This window comes from Candidatus Allofournierella merdavium, assembly GCF_944382735.1.
GTDB lineage: Bacteria > Bacillota > Clostridia > Oscillospirales > Ruminococcaceae > Allofournierella_A > Allofournierella_A merdavium.
The window spans coordinates 1-20341 of the sequence record NZ_CALWND010000019.1; the positions used below are offsets into that span (position 1 = coordinate 1).

The 20341-nt window shown below is 63.5% G+C and carries 16 protein-coding genes, 1 tRNA gene and 1 pseudogene; 9 read left to right on the plus strand and 9 right to left on the minus strand.

Annotated elements, in window-relative coordinates; genetic code table 11:
• Positions 1-60: 60 nt before the first annotated feature.
• From ACH2A7_RS12085 to ACH2A7_RS12100, 4 genes are all read right to left on the minus strand, one after another.
• Positions 61-137: transfer RNA gene (locus ACH2A7_RS12085), tRNA-Pro, on the minus strand.
• A gap of 273 nt (positions 138-410) precedes the next feature.
• The gene (gene rd, locus ACH2A7_RS12090) at positions 411-569 is read right to left on the minus strand and encodes a rubredoxin (protein WP_394962188.1); all 159 of its coding nucleotides are present in this window, start codon (positions 567-569) and stop codon (positions 411-413) included.
• A 151-nt stretch (positions 570-720) separates the two neighbouring features.
• Complete coding sequence (locus tag ACH2A7_RS12095; protein ID WP_394962189.1) at positions 721-1242, minus strand: nitroreductase; 522 nt, start codon at positions 1240-1242, stop codon at positions 721-723.
• 133 nt (positions 1243-1375) lie between these two features.
• A complete protein-coding gene (locus ACH2A7_RS12100; protein ID WP_394962190.1) occupies positions 1376-2083 on the minus strand; it encodes a FadR/GntR family transcriptional regulator in 708 nt (235 codons plus the stop codon).
• Positions 2084-2317: 234 nt separating this feature from the next.
• On the opposite strand from ACH2A7_RS12100, the gene hypB reads away from it, so the two are divergent.
• From hypB to ACH2A7_RS12120, 4 genes are read left to right on the plus strand one after another with little or no spacing between them, the layout of a single operon-like run.
• Positions 2318-3016 carry a hydrogenase nickel incorporation protein HypB gene (gene hypB, locus ACH2A7_RS12105; RefSeq protein WP_394962191.1) on the plus strand — a complete coding sequence of 233 codons (699 nt, stop codon included), beginning with the start codon at positions 2318-2320 and terminating at the stop codon, positions 3014-3016.
• A complete protein-coding gene (locus ACH2A7_RS12110; RefSeq protein ID WP_394962193.1) occupies positions 3009-5765 on the plus strand; it encodes an FAD-dependent oxidoreductase in 2757 nt (918 codons plus the stop codon). Before hypB ends, ACH2A7_RS12110 begins: the two co-directional genes overlap by 8 nt.
• A gap of 5 nt (positions 5766-5770) precedes the next feature.
• On the plus strand, positions 5771-6157 hold the full coding sequence (locus ACH2A7_RS12115) for a hydrogenase maturation nickel metallochaperone HypA (RefSeq protein WP_394962194.1): 387 nt from the start codon (positions 5771-5773) through the stop codon (positions 6155-6157).
• A 33-nt stretch (positions 6158-6190) separates the two neighbouring features.
• Complete coding sequence (locus ACH2A7_RS12120; RefSeq protein ID WP_394962195.1) at positions 6191-7228, plus strand: DUF5692 family protein; 1038 nt, start codon at positions 6191-6193, stop codon at positions 7226-7228.
• Between the two features lie 75 nt (positions 7229-7303).
• On the opposite strand, the gene ACH2A7_RS12125 is transcribed toward ACH2A7_RS12120, so the two are convergent.
• Positions 7304-7891 (minus strand): TetR/AcrR family transcriptional regulator, encoded by a 588-nt coding sequence (locus ACH2A7_RS12125; protein ID WP_394962196.1) that lies wholly within the window; start codon positions 7889-7891, stop codon positions 7304-7306.
• A 223-nt stretch (positions 7892-8114) separates the two neighbouring features.
• On the opposite strand from ACH2A7_RS12125, the gene ACH2A7_RS12130 reads away from it, so the two are divergent.
• Complete coding sequence (locus ACH2A7_RS12130; protein WP_394962197.1) at positions 8115-10682, plus strand: YhgE/Pip family protein; 2568 nt, start codon at positions 8115-8117, stop codon at positions 10680-10682.
• Positions 10683-10748: 66 nt separating this feature from the next.
• On the opposite strand, the gene ACH2A7_RS12135 is transcribed toward ACH2A7_RS12130, so the two are convergent.
• The 3 genes from ACH2A7_RS12135 to ACH2A7_RS12145 are packed head-to-tail and all read right to left on the minus strand — an operon-like array spanning position 10749 to position 14862.
• Complete coding sequence (locus tag ACH2A7_RS12135) at positions 10749-12635, minus strand: ABC transporter ATP-binding protein (RefSeq protein WP_394962198.1); 1887 nt, start codon at positions 12633-12635, stop codon at positions 10749-10751.
• A 17-nt stretch (positions 12636-12652) separates the two neighbouring features.
• Positions 12653-14392 carry an ABC transporter ATP-binding protein gene (locus ACH2A7_RS12140; protein WP_394962199.1) on the minus strand — a complete coding sequence of 580 codons (1740 nt, stop codon included), beginning with the start codon at positions 14390-14392 and terminating at the stop codon, positions 12653-12655.
• The gene (locus ACH2A7_RS12145) at positions 14389-14862 is read right to left on the minus strand and encodes a MarR family winged helix-turn-helix transcriptional regulator (protein ID WP_394962200.1); all 474 of its coding nucleotides are present in this window, start codon (positions 14860-14862) and stop codon (positions 14389-14391) included. The genes ACH2A7_RS12140 and ACH2A7_RS12145 overlap by 4 nt, the downstream gene beginning before the upstream one ends.
• Before the next feature lie 169 nt (positions 14863-15031).
• Between ACH2A7_RS12145 and ACH2A7_RS12150 the strand changes: the two genes are divergently transcribed.
• Both ACH2A7_RS12150 and ACH2A7_RS12155 read left to right on the plus strand, forming a co-directional pair.
• Complete coding sequence (locus ACH2A7_RS12150) at positions 15032-15922, plus strand: LysR family transcriptional regulator (protein WP_394962201.1); 891 nt, start codon at positions 15032-15034, stop codon at positions 15920-15922.
• Positions 15923-15962: 40 nt separating this feature from the next.
• Positions 15963-17102, plus strand: a complete 1140-nt coding sequence (locus ACH2A7_RS12155) for a DUF4317 domain-containing protein (RefSeq protein ID WP_394962202.1) — start codon at positions 15963-15965, stop codon at positions 17100-17102.
• A 71-nt stretch (positions 17103-17173) separates the two neighbouring features.
• Here ACH2A7_RS12155 and ACH2A7_RS12160 read toward each other — a convergent pair whose 3' ends face one another.
• Positions 17174-18547, minus strand: a complete 1374-nt coding sequence (locus tag ACH2A7_RS12160) for an MATE family efflux transporter (RefSeq protein WP_394962203.1) — start codon at positions 18545-18547, stop codon at positions 17174-17176.
• A gap of 257 nt (positions 18548-18804) precedes the next feature.
• On the opposite strand from ACH2A7_RS12160, the gene ACH2A7_RS12165 reads away from it, so the two are divergent.
• Positions 18805-20001: a coenzyme F420-0:L-glutamate ligase gene (locus ACH2A7_RS12165; RefSeq protein WP_394962204.1), complete on the plus strand. Its 1197-nt coding sequence runs from the start codon at positions 18805-18807 to the stop codon at positions 19999-20001.
• A gap of 152 nt (positions 20002-20153) precedes the next feature.
• Positions 20154-20341, plus strand: a pseudogene (locus tag ACH2A7_RS12170) (transposase); the annotation flags it as partial.

The window sequence follows — 20341 nt, forward strand, 5'->3', positions numbered from 1 at the left end:
GGCTGAAACCCTTGCCGCAGCAAGGGTTTCAGGGGTTGCATCTTTTTCAGCAACCTTAGTTGGTCCGAGTGGCGAGAGTCGAACTCACGGCCTCTTGAACCCCATTCAAGCGCGCTACCAAACTGCGCTACACCCGGACATTGCCGCCGGTTATCAGCGGCAAATAATATTATAGCCAAGAGACTTCGGTTTGTCAAGATATTTTTCGTAATTTGGGGCGCAGGAATTCTTTCATCTATCCGAAACCTTTCCGCCTCCACCCATGCAAAGCCAGCAGACGGGGCCAGGGTTGCCTCGTTTGCCTATCAAGCAGCATGCAAGCGAAAGAGGCGGGCACCAAGCGAAAGAGGCGGGCACCAAGCGAAAGAGGCGGGCACCAAAAGGCACCCGCCCCTTCCGTTTACAGGTGTTTACTGCTCCAGCTCGAACTGATCCTTGCCCACGCCGCACAGGGGGCAGACAAAGTCCTCGGGCACGTCGGCCCAAACAGTGCCGGGGGCGATGCCGTTGTCGGGATCGCCGGTGGTCTCGTCGTAGATATAACCGCAAACGGTGCACACATACTTCATGGTTCGTCGCTCCTTTTTGTTTCGTTTCACAAGTCAGCCCATAAAGCGGGCCTACGCCTATATTCTATGCAAAAAAGCGGTGGCATTCTGTTGCTTGGGCAACATTTTTCCGCCTTTTGCCAAAAGTGGGTGCAGGATACGGCGCCGCGCCTCAGCGCAGCCAGTAGACGTAATCCTGCTTGCGGGGCGCGGCGGCCTTCGGTTCCTCCGCGGCATAGCCCAGGATGCAGTGGCCGATGCCCTCGTATTCGCCGTCAATGCCCAGCCTGCGCAGCAGGGCCTTGCCCTCCTCGCTCTCAAACTCCTCCTTGGCCCGGTGGATCCAGCAGCTGCCCAGGCCCTCGGCGTGGGCGGCCAGCATCAGGTTGCCCATCACCAGGCTGCCGTCGTACACATAGGTGGGGGCGGCCTTGCTGGCCAGTACCACCAGCACCACCGGCGCGCCGTAGAAAGGGTCCTTGTCGGTGCCCATGATGGCCGCGTTCATGGCCGAGAGTTCGTCCCGCACGGCCTTGTCGGTGACCGCCAGGATGATGGGGCTCTGGCGGTTCATGCCGGTGGCGGCGTACTGGCCTGCGGTGAGAATGCGTTCCAGCACGTCTTCGGGGATGGGGTCCGGCTTGTAGCTGCGCACACTGCGGCGGGTGATGATGGCGTCGAGCACCTGATTCATAACATTCTCCCCTGCTTTCCTTCTGTTTTCCTTATTATAGCGCCTTGCGCAAAAAATGGGAAGGCCAAAAGCTGTTCCCGCCGGCCTCTTTTTGAATCGTCTTTTCATTCCGCCGTTCCGGGCGCCCGGCGCCTCACTCGCTGTACACCTGCTGGCTGCCCTCAATGGCTTCGCCCAGGTAGCTGTCGATCCAGCGGCGCAGCTGCGCCTCGTCCCGGTTTTTCAGATGGGTGTAGAGCAGTTCCGTGTTGCGGCACAGGGCCTCGATGCCGTAGCGGCGGCAAAAGCGCACCCACAGCATGATGACCGGCGCCCGGAAGGAATAGTAAAACAGCGGCAGGATGCTGTTGCCACTGATGAGCGCCAGTTCGTGCTGGAACTCAAAAGCCCGCTCCGCCGCCTGCTGGGGCGTTTTGGCCCCGGCAATGCGCGCCACATGGTCCCCCAGGCGGCTCATGTCCTGGTCGGTGGCGTTGCGCAGGATGAGCCCCACCGCCAGATGCTCCAGCGCACGGCGCACCTCCAGGATGGAGCGTATCTCCTCCCGGCCCAGGGTGCCGCCGTTGTACTCCATGATGGCGATGAGGGTGCTCAGGTTGCCGTTGCGCCGGTAATTCGCCACGCAGGTGCCCTGCCGCGGGCGTATCTCCACAAACCCTTGCGCCGCCAGTTCCGCCAGGCCCCCGTTCACCACCGCCCGGCTCACCTGCATCTGACGGGCCAGTTCCCGCTCGGGAGGCAGCATCGCTCCCTCGGCCAGCTCCCCCGAGAGGATCATTCCCTGTATCTGCTTTACGAACAGATCCTTCAGGCTGGGGGCGGAGAGTTTCTCGAATTCCACGGCTCGTTCCTCCTCGTATTGGTCATACCAGATACCACACCCTTATTTTACCATGCAAAAGGCCGAAGGCCAAGGAGTTTTTTTGCACAAAGAGGCGAAAAATTCCCGGCACATTGACCTTTTCTCCCGGGAATGTTATTCTTTTAACGTGCAGCGGCGCTTATCAGGCCCTGTGCGCTTTTTCGCTGGCCCGACCACATTGGGCCAATGTTATGACCCTTGGAGCGTGAGAGAATGGAATCATTTAAAATCCTGGAGATCCGCCAGAGCGTGTTCGCCTCCAACGACCAGGAGGCGGCGCAGCTGCGGGCCGAGCTGAAGGAAAAGGGCGTGTTCCTTTTGAACCTGATGTCCAGCCCCGGCTCGGGCAAGACCACTACCCTGACCCGCACCATCGCGGCGCTGAAGGGCGAGTTCAAGATCGGCGTGATGGAGGCGGACATCGACTCGGACGTGGACGCCCGTGCCATCGCGGCGGCGGGTGCGAAGTCCATCCAGCTGCACACCGGCGGAATGTGCCACCTGGACGCGGGCATGACCCGGCAGGGGCTGGACGGCCTTGGCCTCGACGACGTGGAACTGGCCATTCTGGAGAACGTGGGCAACCTGGTCTGCCCGGCGGAATTTGACACCGGCGCGGCGAAGAACGCCATGATCCTGTCGGTGCCGGAGGGCCACGACAAGCCCCTGAAGTACCCGCTGATGTTCCAGGTGTGCGACGTGGTGCTGGTGAACAAGATCGACGTGCTGCCCTATTTCAACTTTGATCTTGCGAAATGCACCGAATATGTGCGGATGCGCAACCCGAAGGCGCAGGTCATCCCCATCTGCGCCGCCACCGGCGAGGGAATGGACGCCTGGTACGACTGGCTGCGCCGGGAGGTGCGCGCCTGGCGGGGCGAAGAAACGAAAAAGGAGAACGGCCATGAGTGAGACCCATTTCCCCCTGGACGAGAGCAAACTGTCCTTTGAGATCCCCCGGGACGAGCAGCCCCGGGAGAAGATTCTGAAGCTGGGGCGCAAGATCACCGACCGCATTCCCGCGAAGCTGAAGGGCGTCACCGGCGACGACCCGGAATACTGGGGCCTGGCGGGCCTTGTGACCGACGAGATGGCGGACGTGGCCCTCAAGATGGAGGTGCGCAAGCCCATGACGCTGCCCCAGCTGGTGAAGGCCACCGGCCGCAGCGCCGAGGAGCTGGAGCCGCTGCTCTACCAGATGAGCTATGTGGGCCTGCTGGAATACAACTGGGAGAACGAGCGGCACGAAAAGCAGTATGTGCTGCCCATGTTCGTGCCGGGCAGCGCCGAGTTCTTCAATATGCAGAAGCACCAGATCGAGGAGCATCCGGAGGTGACCGCCTTCTTCGAGCGGATGACCTTTCTGCCCCTGGAGCACATCCCCGCCATGATCCCGCCGGGCGGCGCGGGCATCGGCATGCACGTCATCCCGGTGGAGAAGGCCATCGAGACCGAGAATCAGTCGGTGGACATCGAGCACATCAGCCACTGGCTGAAAAAGTACGACGGCAAGTACGCCGCCAGCCCCTGCAGCTGCCGGATGAGCCGGGCGAAGCTGGGCGAGGGCTGCGGCGACGACCCGGAGGACTGGTGCATCGGCGTGGGCGACATGGCGGACTATCTGGTGGAGACCAAAAAAGGCCGCTATGTGGACTACGACGAGGTGCTGCGCATTTTAAAGCGGGCCGAGGACAACGGCTTTGTGCACCAGATCACCAACATCGACGGCGAGAACAAGATTTTCGCCATCTGCAACTGCAACGTGAACATCTGCAACGCTTTGCGGCTGAGCCAGATGTTCAACACCCCCAACCTGGGCCGGTCGGCCTATGTGGCCCATGTGACCACCGAGAACTGTGTGGCCTGCGGCCGCTGTGTGGAGTTCTGCCCGGCAGGCGCGGTAAAGCTGGGTCAGAAGCTGTGCACCAAAAACGGCCCGGTGGAGTATCCCCGGATAGAGGATGCGGCGGTGACCCCCTGGGGCCCGGAGAAATGGACGGTGGACTACCGGGACAAAAACCGCGTGAACTGCCACGACACCGGCACCGCCCCCTGCAAGACCGCCTGCCCCGCCCACATCGCGGTGCAGGGCTACCTGAAGATGGCGGCCCAGGGGCGCTACACCGAGGCGCTGGCCCTCATCAAGAAGGAGAACCCCTTCCCCGCCGTCTGCGGCCGGGTGTGCAACCGCCGCTGCGAAGACGCCTGCACCCGCGGCAATGTGGACGCGGCGGTGGCCATCGACGCGGTGAAGAAGTTCATCGCCCAGAAGGACCTGGACGCCGCCACCCGCTACATCCCGCCGGTGGTGGCCCCCACCAACCGGGGCGGCTTTGACGAAAAGATCGCCATCATCGGCGCGGGGCCGGCGGGCCTGTCCTGTGCCTACTACCTGGCGGAAAAGGGCTACAAGCCCACTGTGTTTGAAAAGAACGCCCGGCCCGGCGGCATGCTGGTGTACGGCATCCCCTCCTACAAGCTGGAGAAGGACGTGGTGGCGGCGGAGATCGACGTCATCCGCGCCATGGGCGTGGACATCCGCTGCGGCGTGGAGGTGGGCAGGGACGTGACCCTGGACCAGCTGCGGGCCGAAGGCTACAAGGCTTTTTACGTCGCCATCGGCTGCCAGGGCGGCCGGAAGGCGGGCGTGCCCGGCGAGGACGCCGCGGGCGTGATGACCGCCGTGGATTTCCTGCACGCGGTGGCCGAGGACGAGCACACCTCCGTGACCGGCCGCGCCGTGGTCCTCGGCGGCGGCAACGTGGCCATCGACGTGGCCCGCACCGCCCGCCGCTGCGGCGCAGAGGAGGTCTCCATGTTCTGCCTGGAAGACCGGCAGGCCATGCCCGCCACCGCCGAGGAGGTGGCCGAAGCCGAGGCCGAGCAGGTGCGGGTGAACTGCGGCTGGGGCCCCAGGGAAATTCTCACCGAGAACGGAAAGGTCACCGGCGTGGTGTTCAAGCGGTGCCTCTCGGTGACCGACGCCCAGGGCCGCTTTGCCCCGGTGTACGACGAGGCCGACACCGTGACGGTGCCCTGCGAGCGGGTCTTCCTGAGCATCGGCCAGAGCATTCTCTGGGGTGACCTGCTCCAGGGCAGCAAGGTGGAGCTGGCCCGCGGCGGGCGCGCCGCGGCGGACGCCCTCACCTATCAGACCGCCCAGCCGGATGTGTTCGTGGGCGGCGACGTGTACACCGGCCCCGGCTTTGCCATCGAGGCCATCGCCGCCGGCAAGGAGGGCGCGGTGTCCATCCACCGCTTTGTGCAGCCGGACACCAGCCTCACCATCGGCCGCAACCGGCGGGACTTCATCCAGCTGGACAAGGACGACCTGGTGCTGGCCGGTTACGACAACGCCGCCCGCCAGGAGGCCGCGCCCCCCGCGCCGGGCCTCTCCTTCCGGGACACCCACGGCACCCTCACCGAGGAACAGGTCAAGACCGAGACCGCCCGCTGCCTTGGCTGCGGCGCGTCGGTGGTGGACCCGAACAAGTGCATCGGCTGCGGCATCTGCACCACCAAGTGCGAATTTGACGCCATCCACCTCTCCCGCGACCTGCCCGCGTGCAGCACCATGGTGCGCACCGAGGACAAGTTCAAGGCCATCCTGCCCTACATGGTGAAGCGGGGCCTGCGGCTGAAATTCGGCAGGAAGGGCTGAGGGCCATGCACGAACTGGGCATCGTATTCCACATCATCAAGACGGTGGAGGCCGCCGGCCGGGAGCACGGCGTCCAGCGGGTGAAGGCCGTGACGCTGGAGCTGGGCGAGGTGTCCGGCGTGGTGGGAGACTACCTCCAGGACTGCTGGAAGTGGGCCGCCGCCCGCTCGGAAATGCTCACCGGCGCGGAACTGCGGGTCAAGGCCATCCCCGCCCGCACCCTGTGCGGAGCGTGCGGCCAGGTGTACGCCACACTGGAACACGGGCGCACCTGCCCCGCCTGCGGCAGCGGGCAGACCCACCTGGTGCAGGGCAATGAAATGCTCATCCGGGATATCGCGGTGCCGGACGAGCCGCCCCCTCTGACCGAAAATCCAAAATCCAATTTGTAATTTAATGTCGTATATAGACAAGGAGGAATCATCATGTTGTTTCAAATCTACGGGGATACCGCCGGCTGGCAGCTGCTGGGCTGGCTGCTGGTGTTCGCGGGGCTGGTTCTGGCCAACGAGGTGGCCCGCCGCACGCCCCAGGGCGGCATCTTCTGCTTTCTCATCCTGCCCGCAGGGCTGACCGTCTATTTCATCTCCATCTATGTGGGCGCGGCCATGGGGGCTGAATGGGCGCTGACCAACCCCACCTACACCCACATGAACAGCTGGTTCCACTACGCCAAGCTCTACGCCGCCACCGCCGGGTGCATCGGCTTCATGATGCTCAAGTACAAGTGGGGCGTGGGCAAGACCCACTGGTTCAAGGCCTTCCCCTTTGTGATCGTGGCCATCAACATCCTCATCGCCGTGGGCAGCGACTTTGAGTCCGGCATCCGGGGCGCCATGGCCCTGGCCGCCACCGGCGAGCGGTGGTGGCTGTCCAGCGAGAACGTCTGGCTCTACGGCGGCTGGTGGAACTGGGTAAACGGCATCGCCGGCATCCTGAACATCCTGTGCATGACCGGCTGGTGGGGCATCTACTCCTCCAAAAAGCGGGACGACATGCTCTGGCCGGACATGACCGTGCTGTACATCATCGCCTACGACCTGTGGAACTTCGAATACACCTACAATAACCTGCCCACCCACGCCTGGTACTGCGGCCTGGCCCTGCTGCTGGCCCCCACCTTTGCCAACGCGCTGTGGAACAAGGGCGGCTGGATCCAGAACCGGGCCAACACCCTGGCGCTGTGGTGCATGTTCGCCCAGGTGTTCCCCCTCTTCCAGGACGCCAGCGTCTTCAGCACCATCCCGGTGCTGTATGCCGACGGGGTGATGGATCCCACCGTGCGGCCCACCGCCGCCGACCCCACCATGCAGGGCGTGATCGCCGTTCTGGCGCTGGCCGCCAACGTCATCGTGCTGGCCATTATTATCAAGCGCGCCGTGCAGCAGAAAAAGAATCCCTACAAGAACGAGATCTTCACCGATACGTCCGATTTCCGTCAGGCCATGGCGCGCGCCGAGTGATCCCCTTCCCGGCAAGCGCAGCAAACGCCCCCCATCGCCGCTGTTTGCGGCGATGGGGGGCGTTTTTCCTGCCGGTCAGCTCCGGTCGGGATGACCCAGGCCCAGGGTCATCATGTTGTGGATCATCCGGTAGGTCTGCTGCGCCATCTCCCGGGGCGGCTCGGCGCACCCGGCCGCCAGCCAGTGCTTGATGAGGCCCACCGCGCCGGTGGTGCAAAAGGCATAGCCGTAGTCGATGCTGCTGCGCCGGTCGGGAAAATTCTCCTGCAGCTGGGGCAGCACGTTCTCCGCCATCATCCGCTCGATGCGGTGGAGGAAGGCCATGTCCCCGTGGGGGCCCACCAGGGCGGCGCAGATCTCCCGGTTTTCGTAGAGGATCGAGAAGACCTCCTCGATGAAGGCCAGACCCTCCTGCTCAAAAGCGCTCACCGGGTGAGCGTCCACCGCCGCCCGTATCTCACGGAACAACTCCTCCTCCACCGCGCCCAGCAGATCGAAGATATCGCTGTAATGCAGGTAGAAGGTGGAGCGGTTGATGTCCGCCAGATCCACCAACTCCTTCACCGTCACCTCGCTGGCGCTCTTTTGCTGCATCAGCTGCGCCAGCGCCCGCCGTATCTGCCGGCGGGTGCGCCGGATGCGCCGGTCCTTTGTCTCGTCCATGGCCTCTCCTTGTTCGCCCGCCGGGCGAATTGTAAATCTTTTTTGAATGTTCAACAGTTTTTCGTCATTATGTCTATTAAACATCATTTCGGCTAAAAATCAACGGTTGTTTGTTTTTCCCCCTTTCAGTATAATTCTCTTCGCAGAAAAAGCAATACCGCGATGAAAAATCAACTTCGTGTCGCTTTTAACGTCGCGGGGAAAGGGTGCGGAATTTCAAACCATGTTGAAGAACGAATGGAATGCTCTGCGGAGCAATTGGATCATGCTGGTGGTGATGGCGGCGGTGGTGGCCATCCCCACCATCTACACCACGCTGTTTCTCGGGTCCATGTGGGACCCCTACGGCAGCGTGGAACACCTGCCGGTGGCGGTGGTGAACGAGGACGAACCGGTGGAGTACCGGGGAGAGACGCTGGCCATCGGCAGCGAACTGGCGGACAATCTGCGGGAGGACGGCTCCCTCGACTTTCACTTTGTGGACAGTCAGGCCGCGCAGCAGGGCCTGGCCGACGGGACCTACTACATGGTCATCACCATTCCCAAAGATTTTTCGGCCAGTGCGGCCACCGTCACCGACGCCTCGCCCCGGCAGATGCAGCTGGCCTATGAGACCAATCCCGGCACCAACTACATCGCCTCCAAACTGGGGGAGAGCGCCATGGCCAAGATCGAAGCCCAGGTGCGCCAGGAGGTGACCCGGACCTACGCCGAGACCATGCTGGAGCAGCTGGCGGACATCGGCGACGGGCTGCAGGAGGGTGCCGACGGGGCGGCAAAACTGGAAGAGGGCGCGGAGGATCTGGCCCAGGGCGGCCAGACCATCCGGGACAACCTCAAACTTCTGGCGGACAGCACCCTCACCTTCCGCAGCGGCAGCACCCAGCTCACCGAAGGGCTGGCCCAGTACACCGCCGGGGTGGACGCGGCGGCCCAGGGCGCGGCCAAACTGAAGGACGGCGCCGACCAGCTGGCCCAGGGCGCGGGGCAGCTGGGCCAGGCGGCCCCCGCATTGACAGAGGGGGCGGGCAAACTGAGCCAGGGCGTGCAGGATCTGGCCAGCGGCGTGGACAGCGCCAAGTCCGGCGGCGATACGCTGGCCGCCGGGGCGGCCCAGGTGGACGACAAACTCACCGAACTGAACGGTGGCCTTGCCCAGCTTCAGACCCAGACCGCCGGCCTGCCCGACAGCGCGGCGGCGCTGGACGCCGGGGCCCAGCAGGCCCTTGCCGGCGCCACCGAACTGCAAAGCGGATTGCAGACCGCCTCGGCCGGGGCGAACACCGCCCGGGACGGCGCGGTGCAGCTGAACGACGGCCTGCAGGCGCTGGCCGGCAAGTCCGCCGCGCTGAACGACGGGGCGGCCGCGCTGGTCCAAAGCATCACGGCGCTGGCGACGCAGGGGGGCACCATCCCCCCGGAGGCCCTGAGCCAGCTGCAGCAGAGCGCTGCGGCGCTGCAGGCGGGCATCGGCGAATACACCGCCGGGGTGGATACGTCCGCCGCCGGGGCCGCCGCCCTGGTGGACCCGGCCATGGGGCTGCCCACGCTGGCCGACGGGCTCGGCCAGATGGCAGGCCGATCCGCGGAATTGACCGGCGGGCTCACCACCCTGCAGCAGGGTACCGCCACCCTCGCCCAGCAGGCGCCGCTGCTGGCCCAGGGCATCGACCAGGCCGCCCAGGGAGGCCAGAAGCTGCAGCAGGAGGGCACCAGTGTGGTGCGCCAGGGCGCGCAGGACCTGAGCGGCGGCCTGGCCCAGCTGGCCGGGGGCAGCGCGGCGCTGCAGACCGGCCTGGGCGACCTCTCCGCCAAACTGCCCGCCCTCACCGACGGGCTGACCCGGCTGCAGACCGGCGCCGGCGACCTGCAGCAGGGCGCCGGGCAGCTGGCAAGCGGCACCGGCGAATTGCAGAAGAACAGCGCCGCGCTGAACAGCGGCGCCGCGGCCCTGGCCGATGGCGCAGCCCAAATCGGGGACGGCGCGTCCAAACTCTATGAGGGCAGCGGCGAACTGACCGACGGCCTCGGTCAGCTGCGGGAGGGCTCCGCCACACTGGGCGCATCCCTTTCGGACGGAGCGCAGCAGATCGCCGAGACCAACACCGGCGATGAAGTGGCCGAGATGATCGCCGCCCCGGTGAGCGCCGACGAGACCCAACTCACCGATGTGCCCAACAACGGTCACGCCATGGCGCCCTACATGATGTCGGTGGCGCTGTGGGTGGGATGCATCGCTTTCAGCCTGATGTACCCCCTCACCGAGTACCAGGGCGAGATGAAGAGCGGCGCGGCCTGGTGGCTGAGCAAGGCGTCGGTGCTCTACCCGGTGGCGATCTTGCAGGCGGTGGTGATGGTGGGCGCGCTGCACGCGCTGGACGGCTTCTCCCCCGCCCGGATGGGGCAGGCCCTGCTCATCGCCTGCCTGGCGGCGGTCACCTTCATGTCGGTGATGTACTTCTTCACCAGCCTGCTGGGCCGCATCGGCAGCTTTTTGATGCTGGTGTTCATGGTGGTGCAGCTGGCCGGCTCGGTGGGCACCTACCCGCTGGAAATTTCCGGCTCCTTTGTGAAGTACCTGTACGATTGGGTGCCCTTCACCTACACCGTCAAGGCCTTCCGCAGCGCCATCTGCGCCGGGCAGGACGTGACCGGCTGCGCCGTGTATCTGGCGGTGTGGGCCGCGGTGTTCACCCTGCTGACGCTGGTCGTGTTCACGGCGCGGGCAAAGCGCATCCGCGCGGGCAAACCCACCCTCACCCCCTGGCTGGAGCGTCACCGGCTGGCATAAGGGATAAAAGACAGCGCCCCCGCCCGGCTTTTCGCCGGGCGGGGGCGCGCTTGTTTGTGTCTGGGGTCACGCCGGCTCCTCGGCAAAGTTGCCGGTGTAGAGCTGGTAATACTTGCCCTTTTTCTCGATGAGTTCGTCGTGGGTGCCCCGCTCGATGATGCGGCCCTGCTCCAGCACCATGATGCAGTCGGCGTTGCGCACGGTGGACAGCCGATGGGCGATCACGAAGGTGGTGCGCCCGTACATCAAGGCGTCCATACCGCTCTGCACCAGCGCCTCGGTGCGGGTGTCGATGGAGGAGGTGGCCTCGTCCAGGATCAACACCGGCGGGTCGGCCACGGCCGCCCGGGCGATGGCCAGCAGCTGCCGCTGGCCCTGGGAGAGGTTCGCGCCGTCGCCGGTGAGCATGGTCTGATAGCCGTCGGGCAGGCGGCGGATGAAGCCGTCGGCGTTGGCAAGCTTTGCCGCGGCCATGCACTCCTCGTCGGTGGCGTCCAGGTTGCCGTAGCGGATGTTGTCCATCACGGTGCCGGTGAACAGGTGGGTGTCCTGCAGCACGATGCCCAGAGAACGGCGCAGGTCAGGCTTTTTGATCTTGCCGATGTTGATGCCGTCGTAGCGGATCTTGCCGTCGGCGATGTCGTAGAAACGGTTGATCAGGTTGGTGATGGTGGTCTTACCCGCGCCGGTGGCGCCCACAAAGGCGATCTTCTGGCCGGGCTTTGCCCACAGGCTCACATCGTGGAGCACCAGCTTTTTCTCGTCGTAGCCGAAGTCCACGTCCTCGAACACCACGCTGCCCTCCAGCCTGGTGTAGGTGACGGTGCCGTCGTGGTGGGGATGTTTCCAGGCCCACACATTCGTGCGCTCAGGCACCTCCTCCAGCTGGCCGGCGGCGTTCTCTTTGGCGTTCACCAGTTCCACATAGCCCTCGTCGGTCTCGTGCTTCTGGTCCATCAGGTCGAACACACGCTGGGCGCCGGCGGCGGCGGTGACCACAAAGTTCACCTGCTGGCTCACCTGGGTGATGGGCTGGGTGAAGCTCTTGTTCAGGCCCACAAAGGTGATGACGGTGCCCAGGGTGACCCCCGCCAGGCCGTTGATGCCCAGCACCGCGCCCACGATGGCCACCAGGGCGTAACTCAGCCAGCCGATGTTGGCGTTGATGGGCATCAGCAGGTTGGCGTAACGGTTGGCCAGATTCGCGCTTTGGCGCAGCTCCTCGTTCACCTTGCGGAAGTCCGCCTTGGCGGCCTCCTCATGGCAGAACACCTTGACCACCTTCTGACCATCCAGCATCTCCTCGATGAAGCCGTCCACCGCGCCCAGGTCCCGCTGCTGGCGCACATAGTACTTGCCGGACAGCTTGGAGAAGTTGGCAGTGACTGTGAACATGACCACAGCGGTGAGGATGGAGATGACGGTGAGCGCCGGGTTGATGACGATCATGGTCACCAGCGTGGCGGCCATGGTGATGGTGGAGTTGATGATCTGGGGCGTAGCCTGGCCCAGCATCTGACGCAGGGTGTCCACATCGTTGGTGTACACCGACATGATATCGCCGTGGGCGTGTGTGTCAAAGTACTTGATGGGCAGCGCTTCCATGTTGTGAAACAAGTCGTTGCGCAGGTGGCACATGGTGCCCTGCCCCACACTCACCATGATGCGGTTGTAGGTAAAGGCCGCCACCACGCCCAGGCCCATGACGCCGATCAGCCGCAGGATCTGGGCGGCCAGACCGCTGAAATCGGTGGAGCCGCTGGCGACCATGGGGGTGATGTAATCGTCCACCAGGGTCTGGGGGAAGGTGGCCGCCACCACGCTGGCCACCGCGTTGATGATGATGCACAGCACCACCAGCGCGAAGGGCACCTTGTAGTAATGGAGCATATAGCGGATGACCCGCTTGAGCACCGCGGTGGGGTCCGCGGGACGTTGCATTCTGGGATTCATATTCTCTTGCCCTCCTTTCACGCCGGCTGGTCGAAATCGCCGCCGCCCTTGACCTGGGACTCGTAGATCTCCTGGTAGATGGCGTTGGACTTCAGCAGGTTCTCATGGGTGTCAAAGGCGTCGATGCGCCCGTTGTCCAGCACCAGGATGCGGTCGGCGTGCTCCACGCTGGACACCCGCTGGGCAATGATGATCTTGGTGGTGCCGGGGATCCGTTTGGCGAAGGCCGCCCGGATCTTGGCGTCGGTGGCGGTGTCCACCGCGCTGGTGGAGTCGTCCAGGATCAGCACCTTGGGCTTTTTCAGCAGCGCCCGGGCGATGCAAAGCCGCTGCTTCTGGCCGCCGGACACGTTGGCGCCGCCCCGCTCGATGCGGGTGTTGTAGCCGTCGGGCATCCGGTCGATGAACTCATCGGCGCAAGCTGCCTTGCAGGCGGCGATGCACTCGGCCTCGGTGGCGTTGGGGTCGCCCCAGCGCAGATTGTCCAGGATGGTGCCGGAAAACAGGGTGTTCTTCTGCAGCACCACGGCCACCTGGTTGCGCAGGGCCTCCATGTCGTAGTTGCGCACGTCCACGCCGCCCACCTTGACGCAGCCCTCGTCCACGTCGTACAGCCGGCAGATCAGGTTCACCAGGCTGCTCTTGCCGCAGCCGGTGCCGCCGATGACGCCAATGGTCTCGCCGGAATGGATGTGCAGGTCGATGTCGGACAAAGCGTTCTTGCCGCTGCCGTGCTTGTAAGAGAAGTTCACATGGTCGAAGTCGATGCTGCCGTCCCGGATGGTCTCCACCGGGTTCTCCGGCTCCTTCAGGTCGGGGGTCTCCCGCAGCACCTCGCCCACACGGTGAATGCTGGCCAGGGAGATGGAGATCATCACCACCACCATGGAGAGCATCATCAGGCTCATCAGCAGCGACATGATGTAGCTGAACAGGCTGGTCAGGTCACCGGCGGAGAGATCCCCCGCCACGATGAACTGGGCGCCCAGCCAGCTCACCATGATGATACAGAAATAGACAGCGATCATCATGGCCGGGTTGTTGAAAGCCAGCAGGCCCTCGGCCTTGACGAACATTTTGCGGATGTTCTCCGACGCGCGGGAGAATTTCTCGTTCTCGTAGTTTTCCCGCACAAACGCCTTTACCACGCGGATGGCGGAGACGTTCTCCTGTACGCTGGCGTTCAGATCGTCGTACTTGCGGAACACCCGGTCGAAGATGCGCAGGGTGACCACCATGATGGTGCCGATCACCACCACCAGGAACACCACCGCAATGAGGAAGGTGGCGGAAAGCCGCGGGCTGATGTACACACACATGGCAAAACTGAAGATGAACATCAGCGGCGCGCGCACCGCGATGCGGATGATCATCATAAAGGCGTTCTGAATGTTGGTCACGTCGGTGGTCATACGGGTGACCAGGCCAGGAACGCTGAACTTGTCGATGTTGGAGAAGGAAAAGGTCTGGATGGTATCATACAGGCCCTGGCGCAGATTGGCCCCCAGTCCGGAGGCGGCCGTCGCGGCGTAGCGCCCCGCCGCCGCGCCGAACACCAGGCTCAGGAACGCCAGCACCACCATCACGCCGCCGTAACGGTAGACCACCGACAAATTCCCCGCATCCAGCCCTTCGTCCACGATGTGCGCGGTGACGAACGGCAGCAGGATCTCCATCACCACTTCCAGCGCGGCCATCAGGATGCACTGGAAGGCGGGCTTTTTGTATTGCTTGAGCTGCTTGAAAACTTGCTTCATTTTCTCCACTCCCTTCGGATCGTTTCCGGAGCCCCCGCCGGGGCCACCAGGTTTTCCAGCATACGCTTTTGCAGCGCCTCCAGCTGGCACAGTTCCTCCTCGCTGAATCCGCGATACACCGCCTCGCAACTCTCCCGCAGCGCCTGTTCCAGTTCGCTTCGGGCCGCAAGCGCCTTCTCGGTCCCATACAGCCGCTTGCGCCGGTTATCCCGCTGGCTGGTCTCGGCGCGCACATAGCCGCCCCCCCGCAGCCGTTTGAGGATGTTGCTCAGCGCCGCCATGGAGTAGCCGAATTCCCGGTGGATATCGGTGAGAGAGATGCCCTCGTCGGCATGGCACAGAATGTATAGCAGCAGGTGTGCCTGGGCTGCGGACAGCCCCGTGCGCCCCACCATCTGATCGGTCATCTGTTCCATGCGAATACTGATCTGCCGGTTTTCCAGCACCAGGGTCCTGTGGTGCGGCCTCATCGCTCGTCGCCTCTTTCCGGAAATCGTTAAGGTGAAAACTGTTCATCGCTTTATCATTTATAACACAGCCTCTCTTGTATGTGAAATTCAAATGTGTTATTATCTATAAAGAACATTTATCGCATTAACGCATATAACAAAACTGCGCGAAAGCGGGGAGGGGTTTTTGTTGAATACGACACAGCTGGAATGTTTTCTGGCGGTGGCAAACTATCTGAACTTTTCCCGTGCGGCCCAGCAGCTGCACATCACCCAACCGGCGGTGAGCCACCAGATCAACGCCCTGGAGGCGGAACTGGAGGTCAAGCTGTTTCACCGCACCAGCAAGAGCGTGCGGCTGACCCAGGCGGGCCACCAGTTCGGCCAGTACGCCCAGGAGATGCTCAAGCTGGCGGGGCTGTCCCGGGCGCGGATGCGCCAGTGGCGGGAGGCGCTGCCCCAGCGTCTGGGGCTGGGCTGCCGCAACTTTCTGGCGCTGCGGGCGCTGCAGCAGCCGCTGGCGAAACTGCGCCTGGAGGAGCCGCAACTGCTGCCGGTGCTGCGACAGGTACCTTCCGCAGCGCTGGAGAACCTTTTGGAAGATGAGGATGTGCAGGCCATCTTCACCACGCAGCAGGAGGCGGGGCCCAAGGTGAGCCGGCGGGCCCTGGCGGACTGTCCGGTGGTGTGCGTCTGCGCGCCCGATGACCCCCTGGCGCAGTACGAACAGCTGACTCTGGAACAGCTGGGCCGGCTGGGCGGGCGGGTGGCCAGCTGTCCGCTGCCCCTCTACTCGCCCCCCTTCTCGGCGGTTCTCAGTCATGTGCTGGCGGGCCGCGGGCCGGAACGGATGCTCTTCTGTGACAGTCTGGAGATCGCCTGCACGCTGGTGGAGTCCGGCTATGCCTTCACCGTGCTGCCGGATCTGCCGGGAGCGCGGCTGCCGAATCTGCGCTACATCCGCCTGCCGGAGTTCGAGTTCCTCTCCTTCGGCGCCCTGTACCGCACCGGCGCCCTCACTCCCACCCTCAGGCGTCTGTTCTCATTGCTGGAGGAATCTCTGGCCACATCCCGCCAATGACCACGGGCCCTGCGCCCGCACAAGAAAGGAATACCGAGACATGAACGAAAAAGAGATCGCCGAGATCCGCCGGCGCTACCGCCAGGGAAAAACCAACATCGCCCATGTGGTTGGCTGCTATGTGAACGAAGAGCGGCAGATCGTGGCCCGCTTCGACCAGTCGCTGACCCTCTCCGGCCAGGAGGAAACGGACAAATTCCTGGCCCTGTTGCGCCGCACCCTGTCGGGTACGTTGGGCAAAAACCTCATCGACATCACCTTTTCCACCGCCCAGGTGGCGGGCCAGGCGGGCGACGAACACGCCCTGCTGATGGCCCTGCGGGATTCAAAGCTGCAGGACGAGGCCGCCCGGGAGGAGTTTTATGCCCGGGCCATCGAGACGCTGGATGTGGAAGGCAACTATCTCATCCTGCTCACCTGCGACGCCTACGACGTGCCCGGCTTCGCAAAGGACGGCCAGCGCTTTGAGGACGGCAGCGAAGAGGTGTACACCGGCATCCTGTGCAGCGTCTGCCCGGTGAAGATGACCAAGCCCGCCCTGAGCTATTTCGTGGTGGAGAACGCCTTCCGCAACCGGGACATCGACTGGCTGGTGGCCCCGCCGGAGATGGGGTTCCTCTTTCCCGCCTTCGACGACCGCTCCACCAACCTCTACGGCGCGCTCTACTATACCCGGGACACCACCCACAGCCACACCGCCTTCACCGACCGCATCTTCGCCGCCCCGCTGCCCATGCCGGCGGCGGCCCAGAAGGAGACCTTCGACGCCATCCTGGCCGAAAGCCTGGGAGAGGCCTGCAGCTGCCAGGTGGTGCAGTCGGTGCAGGAGCAGCTGTGCAGCATGATCGCCGAGCACAAGGAGAGCGGCGAGCCCCAGCCCCTTCTGCTGGACAGACACGCCGCCGTCCGCGTGCTGGAGGAGTGCGGCGTGGAGGAAAACCGGGTGGAGGCCTTCGGCCAGCGCTTTGAGGAGGATTTCGGCCCTGAAGCGGCGCTGCCACCCAAGAACCTGGTGGACACAAAGCACCTGGAGCTGCGCTGTCCCGACGTGACCATCCAGGTGAACCCCGAGCGGGGCGATCTGGTCGAGACCCGCATCATCGACGGGGTGCGCTACATCCTCATCCGCGCCGAGGAGGGCGTGGAGGTGAACGGCGTGGAGGTCAAGATCGGCGAGTGATATTCCCCTTCCATTCAAAAAGCAGCCCCCGGCCGGTTGGCCGGGGGCTGCTTTCTTCTTGCAGTTTTGGGTCAGGTCGCCGGGGCGGCGGTCACCTCAGAGTTAGCCGCCTGCACCTTCTTGCGCATGATAAAGTAGCAGATCAGATGCACGCAGGCGGTGAGCGCCCAGGACACCGGGTAGGAGATGTACAGGCACAGCTGGGTGTGTTCCCACTGGAAGAGGGTCATGACCCAGACGATCCGCAGCCCGCAGGCGCCCAGGATGGACACCACCATGGGCACCACCGAAGAGCCCAGGCCCCGAACGCTGCAGGCCAGGCAGTCCATGAATCCGCAGAGGAAATAGGTGGTGCAGACCACGCTCATGCGGTAGAGCCCGTAGGTGATGACCTGGGCGTCCGGAGTGTAGATCGCCAGCAGCCAGTGGCCCAGCAGGTAGGCGCTGCCCCCCAGGGTGATACCCACCGCCGCTTCCAGCATCATACAGCGCAGCACCACCTGATCCACCCGCTGAAAACTGCGCGCGCCCACGTTCTGACTGACAAAACTCATGGACGTCTGGGACACCGCGTTCATGCAGGTGTAGACAAAGCCCTCGATGTTGGATGCCGCGGTGTTGCCCGCCATCACCGAGGAGCCAAAGCTGTTCACCGAGGACTGGATCAGCACGTTGGAAAGGCTGAACACCATGCCCTGCACGCCGGCAGGCACACCGATGCGCAGGATCTCCCGGAACTGTTCGGGGTCGATGTGAAGTTCGCGCAGCACCAGCCGGAACGCGCCGGCGTTGTGCTGCAGGCACACCACGATCAGGTAGGCCGAGACGGTCTGGCTGATGATGGTGGCCAGGGCCACGCCCGCCACGCCCAGCGAAAACACGATCACAAACACCAGGTTGAGGATCACATTGATGATGCCCGCCAGGGTGAGAAAGTAGAGCGGCCGACGGGTGTCGCCCACCGCCCGCAGGATGGCGGCGCCGAAGTTGTAGACCAGCAGGCTGGGCGCGCCCACAAAGTAGATGCGCAGATAGAGGGTGGCCTGGTCGATCACGTCCTCGGGGGTGCCCATCAGGGTAAGCATCGGACGGGAGGCCGCGACGCCCACAAAGATCAGCACCACACCGCCCACCACCGCCGTGAGCATGGCCGTGTGCACGCCTTTGTGCACCGCTTCCATCTGCCCCGCGCCGCAGCAGCGGGCAATGAGCACGTTGGCGCCCACCGACAGGCCCACGAACAGGTTGACGATCAGGTTGATGAGCGCCGAGGTGGAACCCACCGCCGCCAGCGCCGTGTGGCCGGTATAGCGCCCCACCACAATGATGTCCGCCGCGTTGAACAGCAGTTGCAGCACGCCGGAACACATCAAGGGGAACGCAAACGTCACGATCTTGCCAAACAGCGGGCCGCTGGTCATATTCATCTCATATTGTCTTGCCACTGGTTTTCCTTCTTTCCGCACCGTTGCAGCCATGTGCTGCCATTCGTTTTTTGTCCGTGTATTATCATAGCACAAAAAAGTTCCGACGCAAGCCGTGATTTTACCTGCTTTTTATATTTCATTTCGGAACGCTCTGCTTTTTCCGCTGTCGGGCGTGCCGCCGCTTTACTTCACCCTATAAATCCTTTATAATGAGAATCAGCCTCTTTTGCGTGGCAAATCGACTGTCAAAACGGGAAGAAAAGGAGCATTCAGCCATGAGAACTGTCGGCACAACATCGCGCGGCGTGCGCTGCCCCGTCATCCGTGAGGGCGACGACCTGGTAAAGATCGTCACCGACGCCATCCTCGCCTGCGGCGAGGAGCAGAACATCGAATTCCAGGACCGGGACATCGTCGCGGTGACCGAGGCCGTGGTGGCCCGCAGCCAGGGCAACTATGCCTCCATCGACGCCATCGCGGCCGACTGCGCCGCCAAATTCGGCGCCGATACCATCGGCCTGACCTTCCCCATCCTCAGCCGCAACCGCATCGCCATCTGCCTGAAGGGCATCGCCCGGGCCTTCAAGAAGGCCTACATCCTGATGAGTTACCCTTCGGACGAGGTGGGCAACCACCTGTTTGACGAGGACCTTCTGGATGAAAAGGGCGTAGACCCCTGGCGGGATGTGCTGACCGAGGAGAAGTATCGGGAGCTGTTCGGCTACCAGAAGCACCCCTTCACCGGCGTGGACTATGTGGAGTATTACGGCGAATTGTTCCGCAGCCAGGGCTGCGAGGTGGAGTTCATCTTCGCCAACGACGTGCGGGCCATCCTGCCCTACACCAAGAATGTTCTGTGCTGCGACATCCACACCCGTTTCCGCTCCAAGCGCCGCCTGGAAGCGGCGGGCGCGGAGAAGGTGCTGCTGCTCAGCGACATCCTCAACGCCCCGGTGAACGGCAGCGGCTGCAACGAGCGGTTCGGCCTGCTGGGCTCCAACAAGGCCACCGAGGAGAGCGTCAAGCTCTTCCCCCGGGACTGCGAGACCTTTGTGGCCCGGCTGGCGGCCAGCCTGCGGGACGCCACCGGCAAGCAGATCGAGGCGATGGTCTATGGCGACGGCGCCTTCAAGGACCCCGTGGGCAAGATCTGGGAGCTGGCGGACCCGGTGGTGAGCCCCGCCTACACCGCCGGCCTCCACGGGCAGCCCAACGAGCTGAAGCTGAAGTACCTGGCGGACAACGACTTTGCTCACCTCTCGGGCGATGCGCTGACCGCGGCCATCAAGGAGAGCATCACCCACAAGGACGCCGACCTCAAAGGCCAGATGGCCAGCCAGGGCACCACCCCCCGCCGCCTCACCGACCTGATCGGCAGCCTGTGCGACCTGACCAGCGGCTCCGGCGACAAGGGCACCCCCATCATCCTCATCCAGGGGTATTTTGATAACTTCGCCAAGGAGACGAAATAAATACGTCATACAAAACGACGGGCGCACCGCAAAAGCGGTGCGCCCGTCGTTGATAAGGTACAATAAGTTTCGCAAAAATAAAAAAGACATGGTTTGCAGATCTCTGGTAGAATGAAGTTGCGACACCACCATTCGAAAGGAGACAGCAAACCATGTCCGAGAAAATTGTACAACTAAACGAGGCCGTAATCAAGAACGAACTCAAGGAACTTGTGCGAGGTAGCGTAGAGGAAACGCTCAACGAATTGCTATAGGCCGAAGCAGAGAAATTGACCCAGGCTGCTCGGTATGAGCGCAATGAGCAGCGACAAGGCTACCGCAGCGGCCACTACAACCGCAA

Coding starts and splice junctions, on each gene's coding strand:
- ACH2A7_RS12110 (WP_394962193.1), top strand. CDS start 3,009: ATGAGTGAGACCCATTTCCCCCTGGACGAGAGCAAACTGTCCTTTGAG.
- ACH2A7_RS12165 (WP_394962204.1), top strand. CDS start 18,805: ATGAGAACTGTCGGCACAACATCGCGCGGCGTGCGCTGCCCCGTCATC.
- ACH2A7_RS12120 (WP_394962195.1), top strand. CDS start 6,191: ATGTTGTTTCAAATCTACGGGGATACCGCCGGCTGGCAGCTGCTGGGC.
- ACH2A7_RS12115 (WP_394962194.1), top strand. CDS start 5,771: ATGCACGAACTGGGCATCGTATTCCACATCATCAAGACGGTGGAGGCC.
- ACH2A7_RS12095 (WP_394962189.1), bottom strand. CDS start 1,242: ATGAATCAGGTGCTCGACGCCATCATCACCCGCCGCAGTGTGCGCAGC.
- rd (WP_394962188.1), bottom strand. CDS start 569: ATGAAGTATGTGTGCACCGTTTGCGGTTATATCTACGACGAGACCACC.
- hypB (WP_394962191.1), top strand. CDS start 2,318: ATGGAATCATTTAAAATCCTGGAGATCCGCCAGAGCGTGTTCGCCTCC.
- ACH2A7_RS12145 (WP_394962200.1), bottom strand. CDS start 14,862: ATGAGGCCGCACCACAGGACCCTGGTGCTGGAAAACCGGCAGATCAGT.
- ACH2A7_RS12140 (WP_394962199.1), bottom strand. CDS start 14,392: ATGAAGCAAGTTTTCAAGCAGCTCAAGCAATACAAAAAGCCCGCCTTC.
- ACH2A7_RS12135 (WP_394962198.1), bottom strand. CDS start 12,635: ATGAATCCCAGAATGCAACGTCCCGCGGACCCCACCGCGGTGCTCAAG.
- ACH2A7_RS12155 (WP_394962202.1), top strand. CDS start 15,963: ATGAACGAAAAAGAGATCGCCGAGATCCGCCGGCGCTACCGCCAGGGA.
- ACH2A7_RS12125 (WP_394962196.1), bottom strand. CDS start 7,891: ATGGACGAGACAAAGGACCGGCGCATCCGGCGCACCCGCCGGCAGATA.
- ACH2A7_RS12130 (WP_394962197.1), top strand. CDS start 8,115: ATGTTGAAGAACGAATGGAATGCTCTGCGGAGCAATTGGATCATGCTG.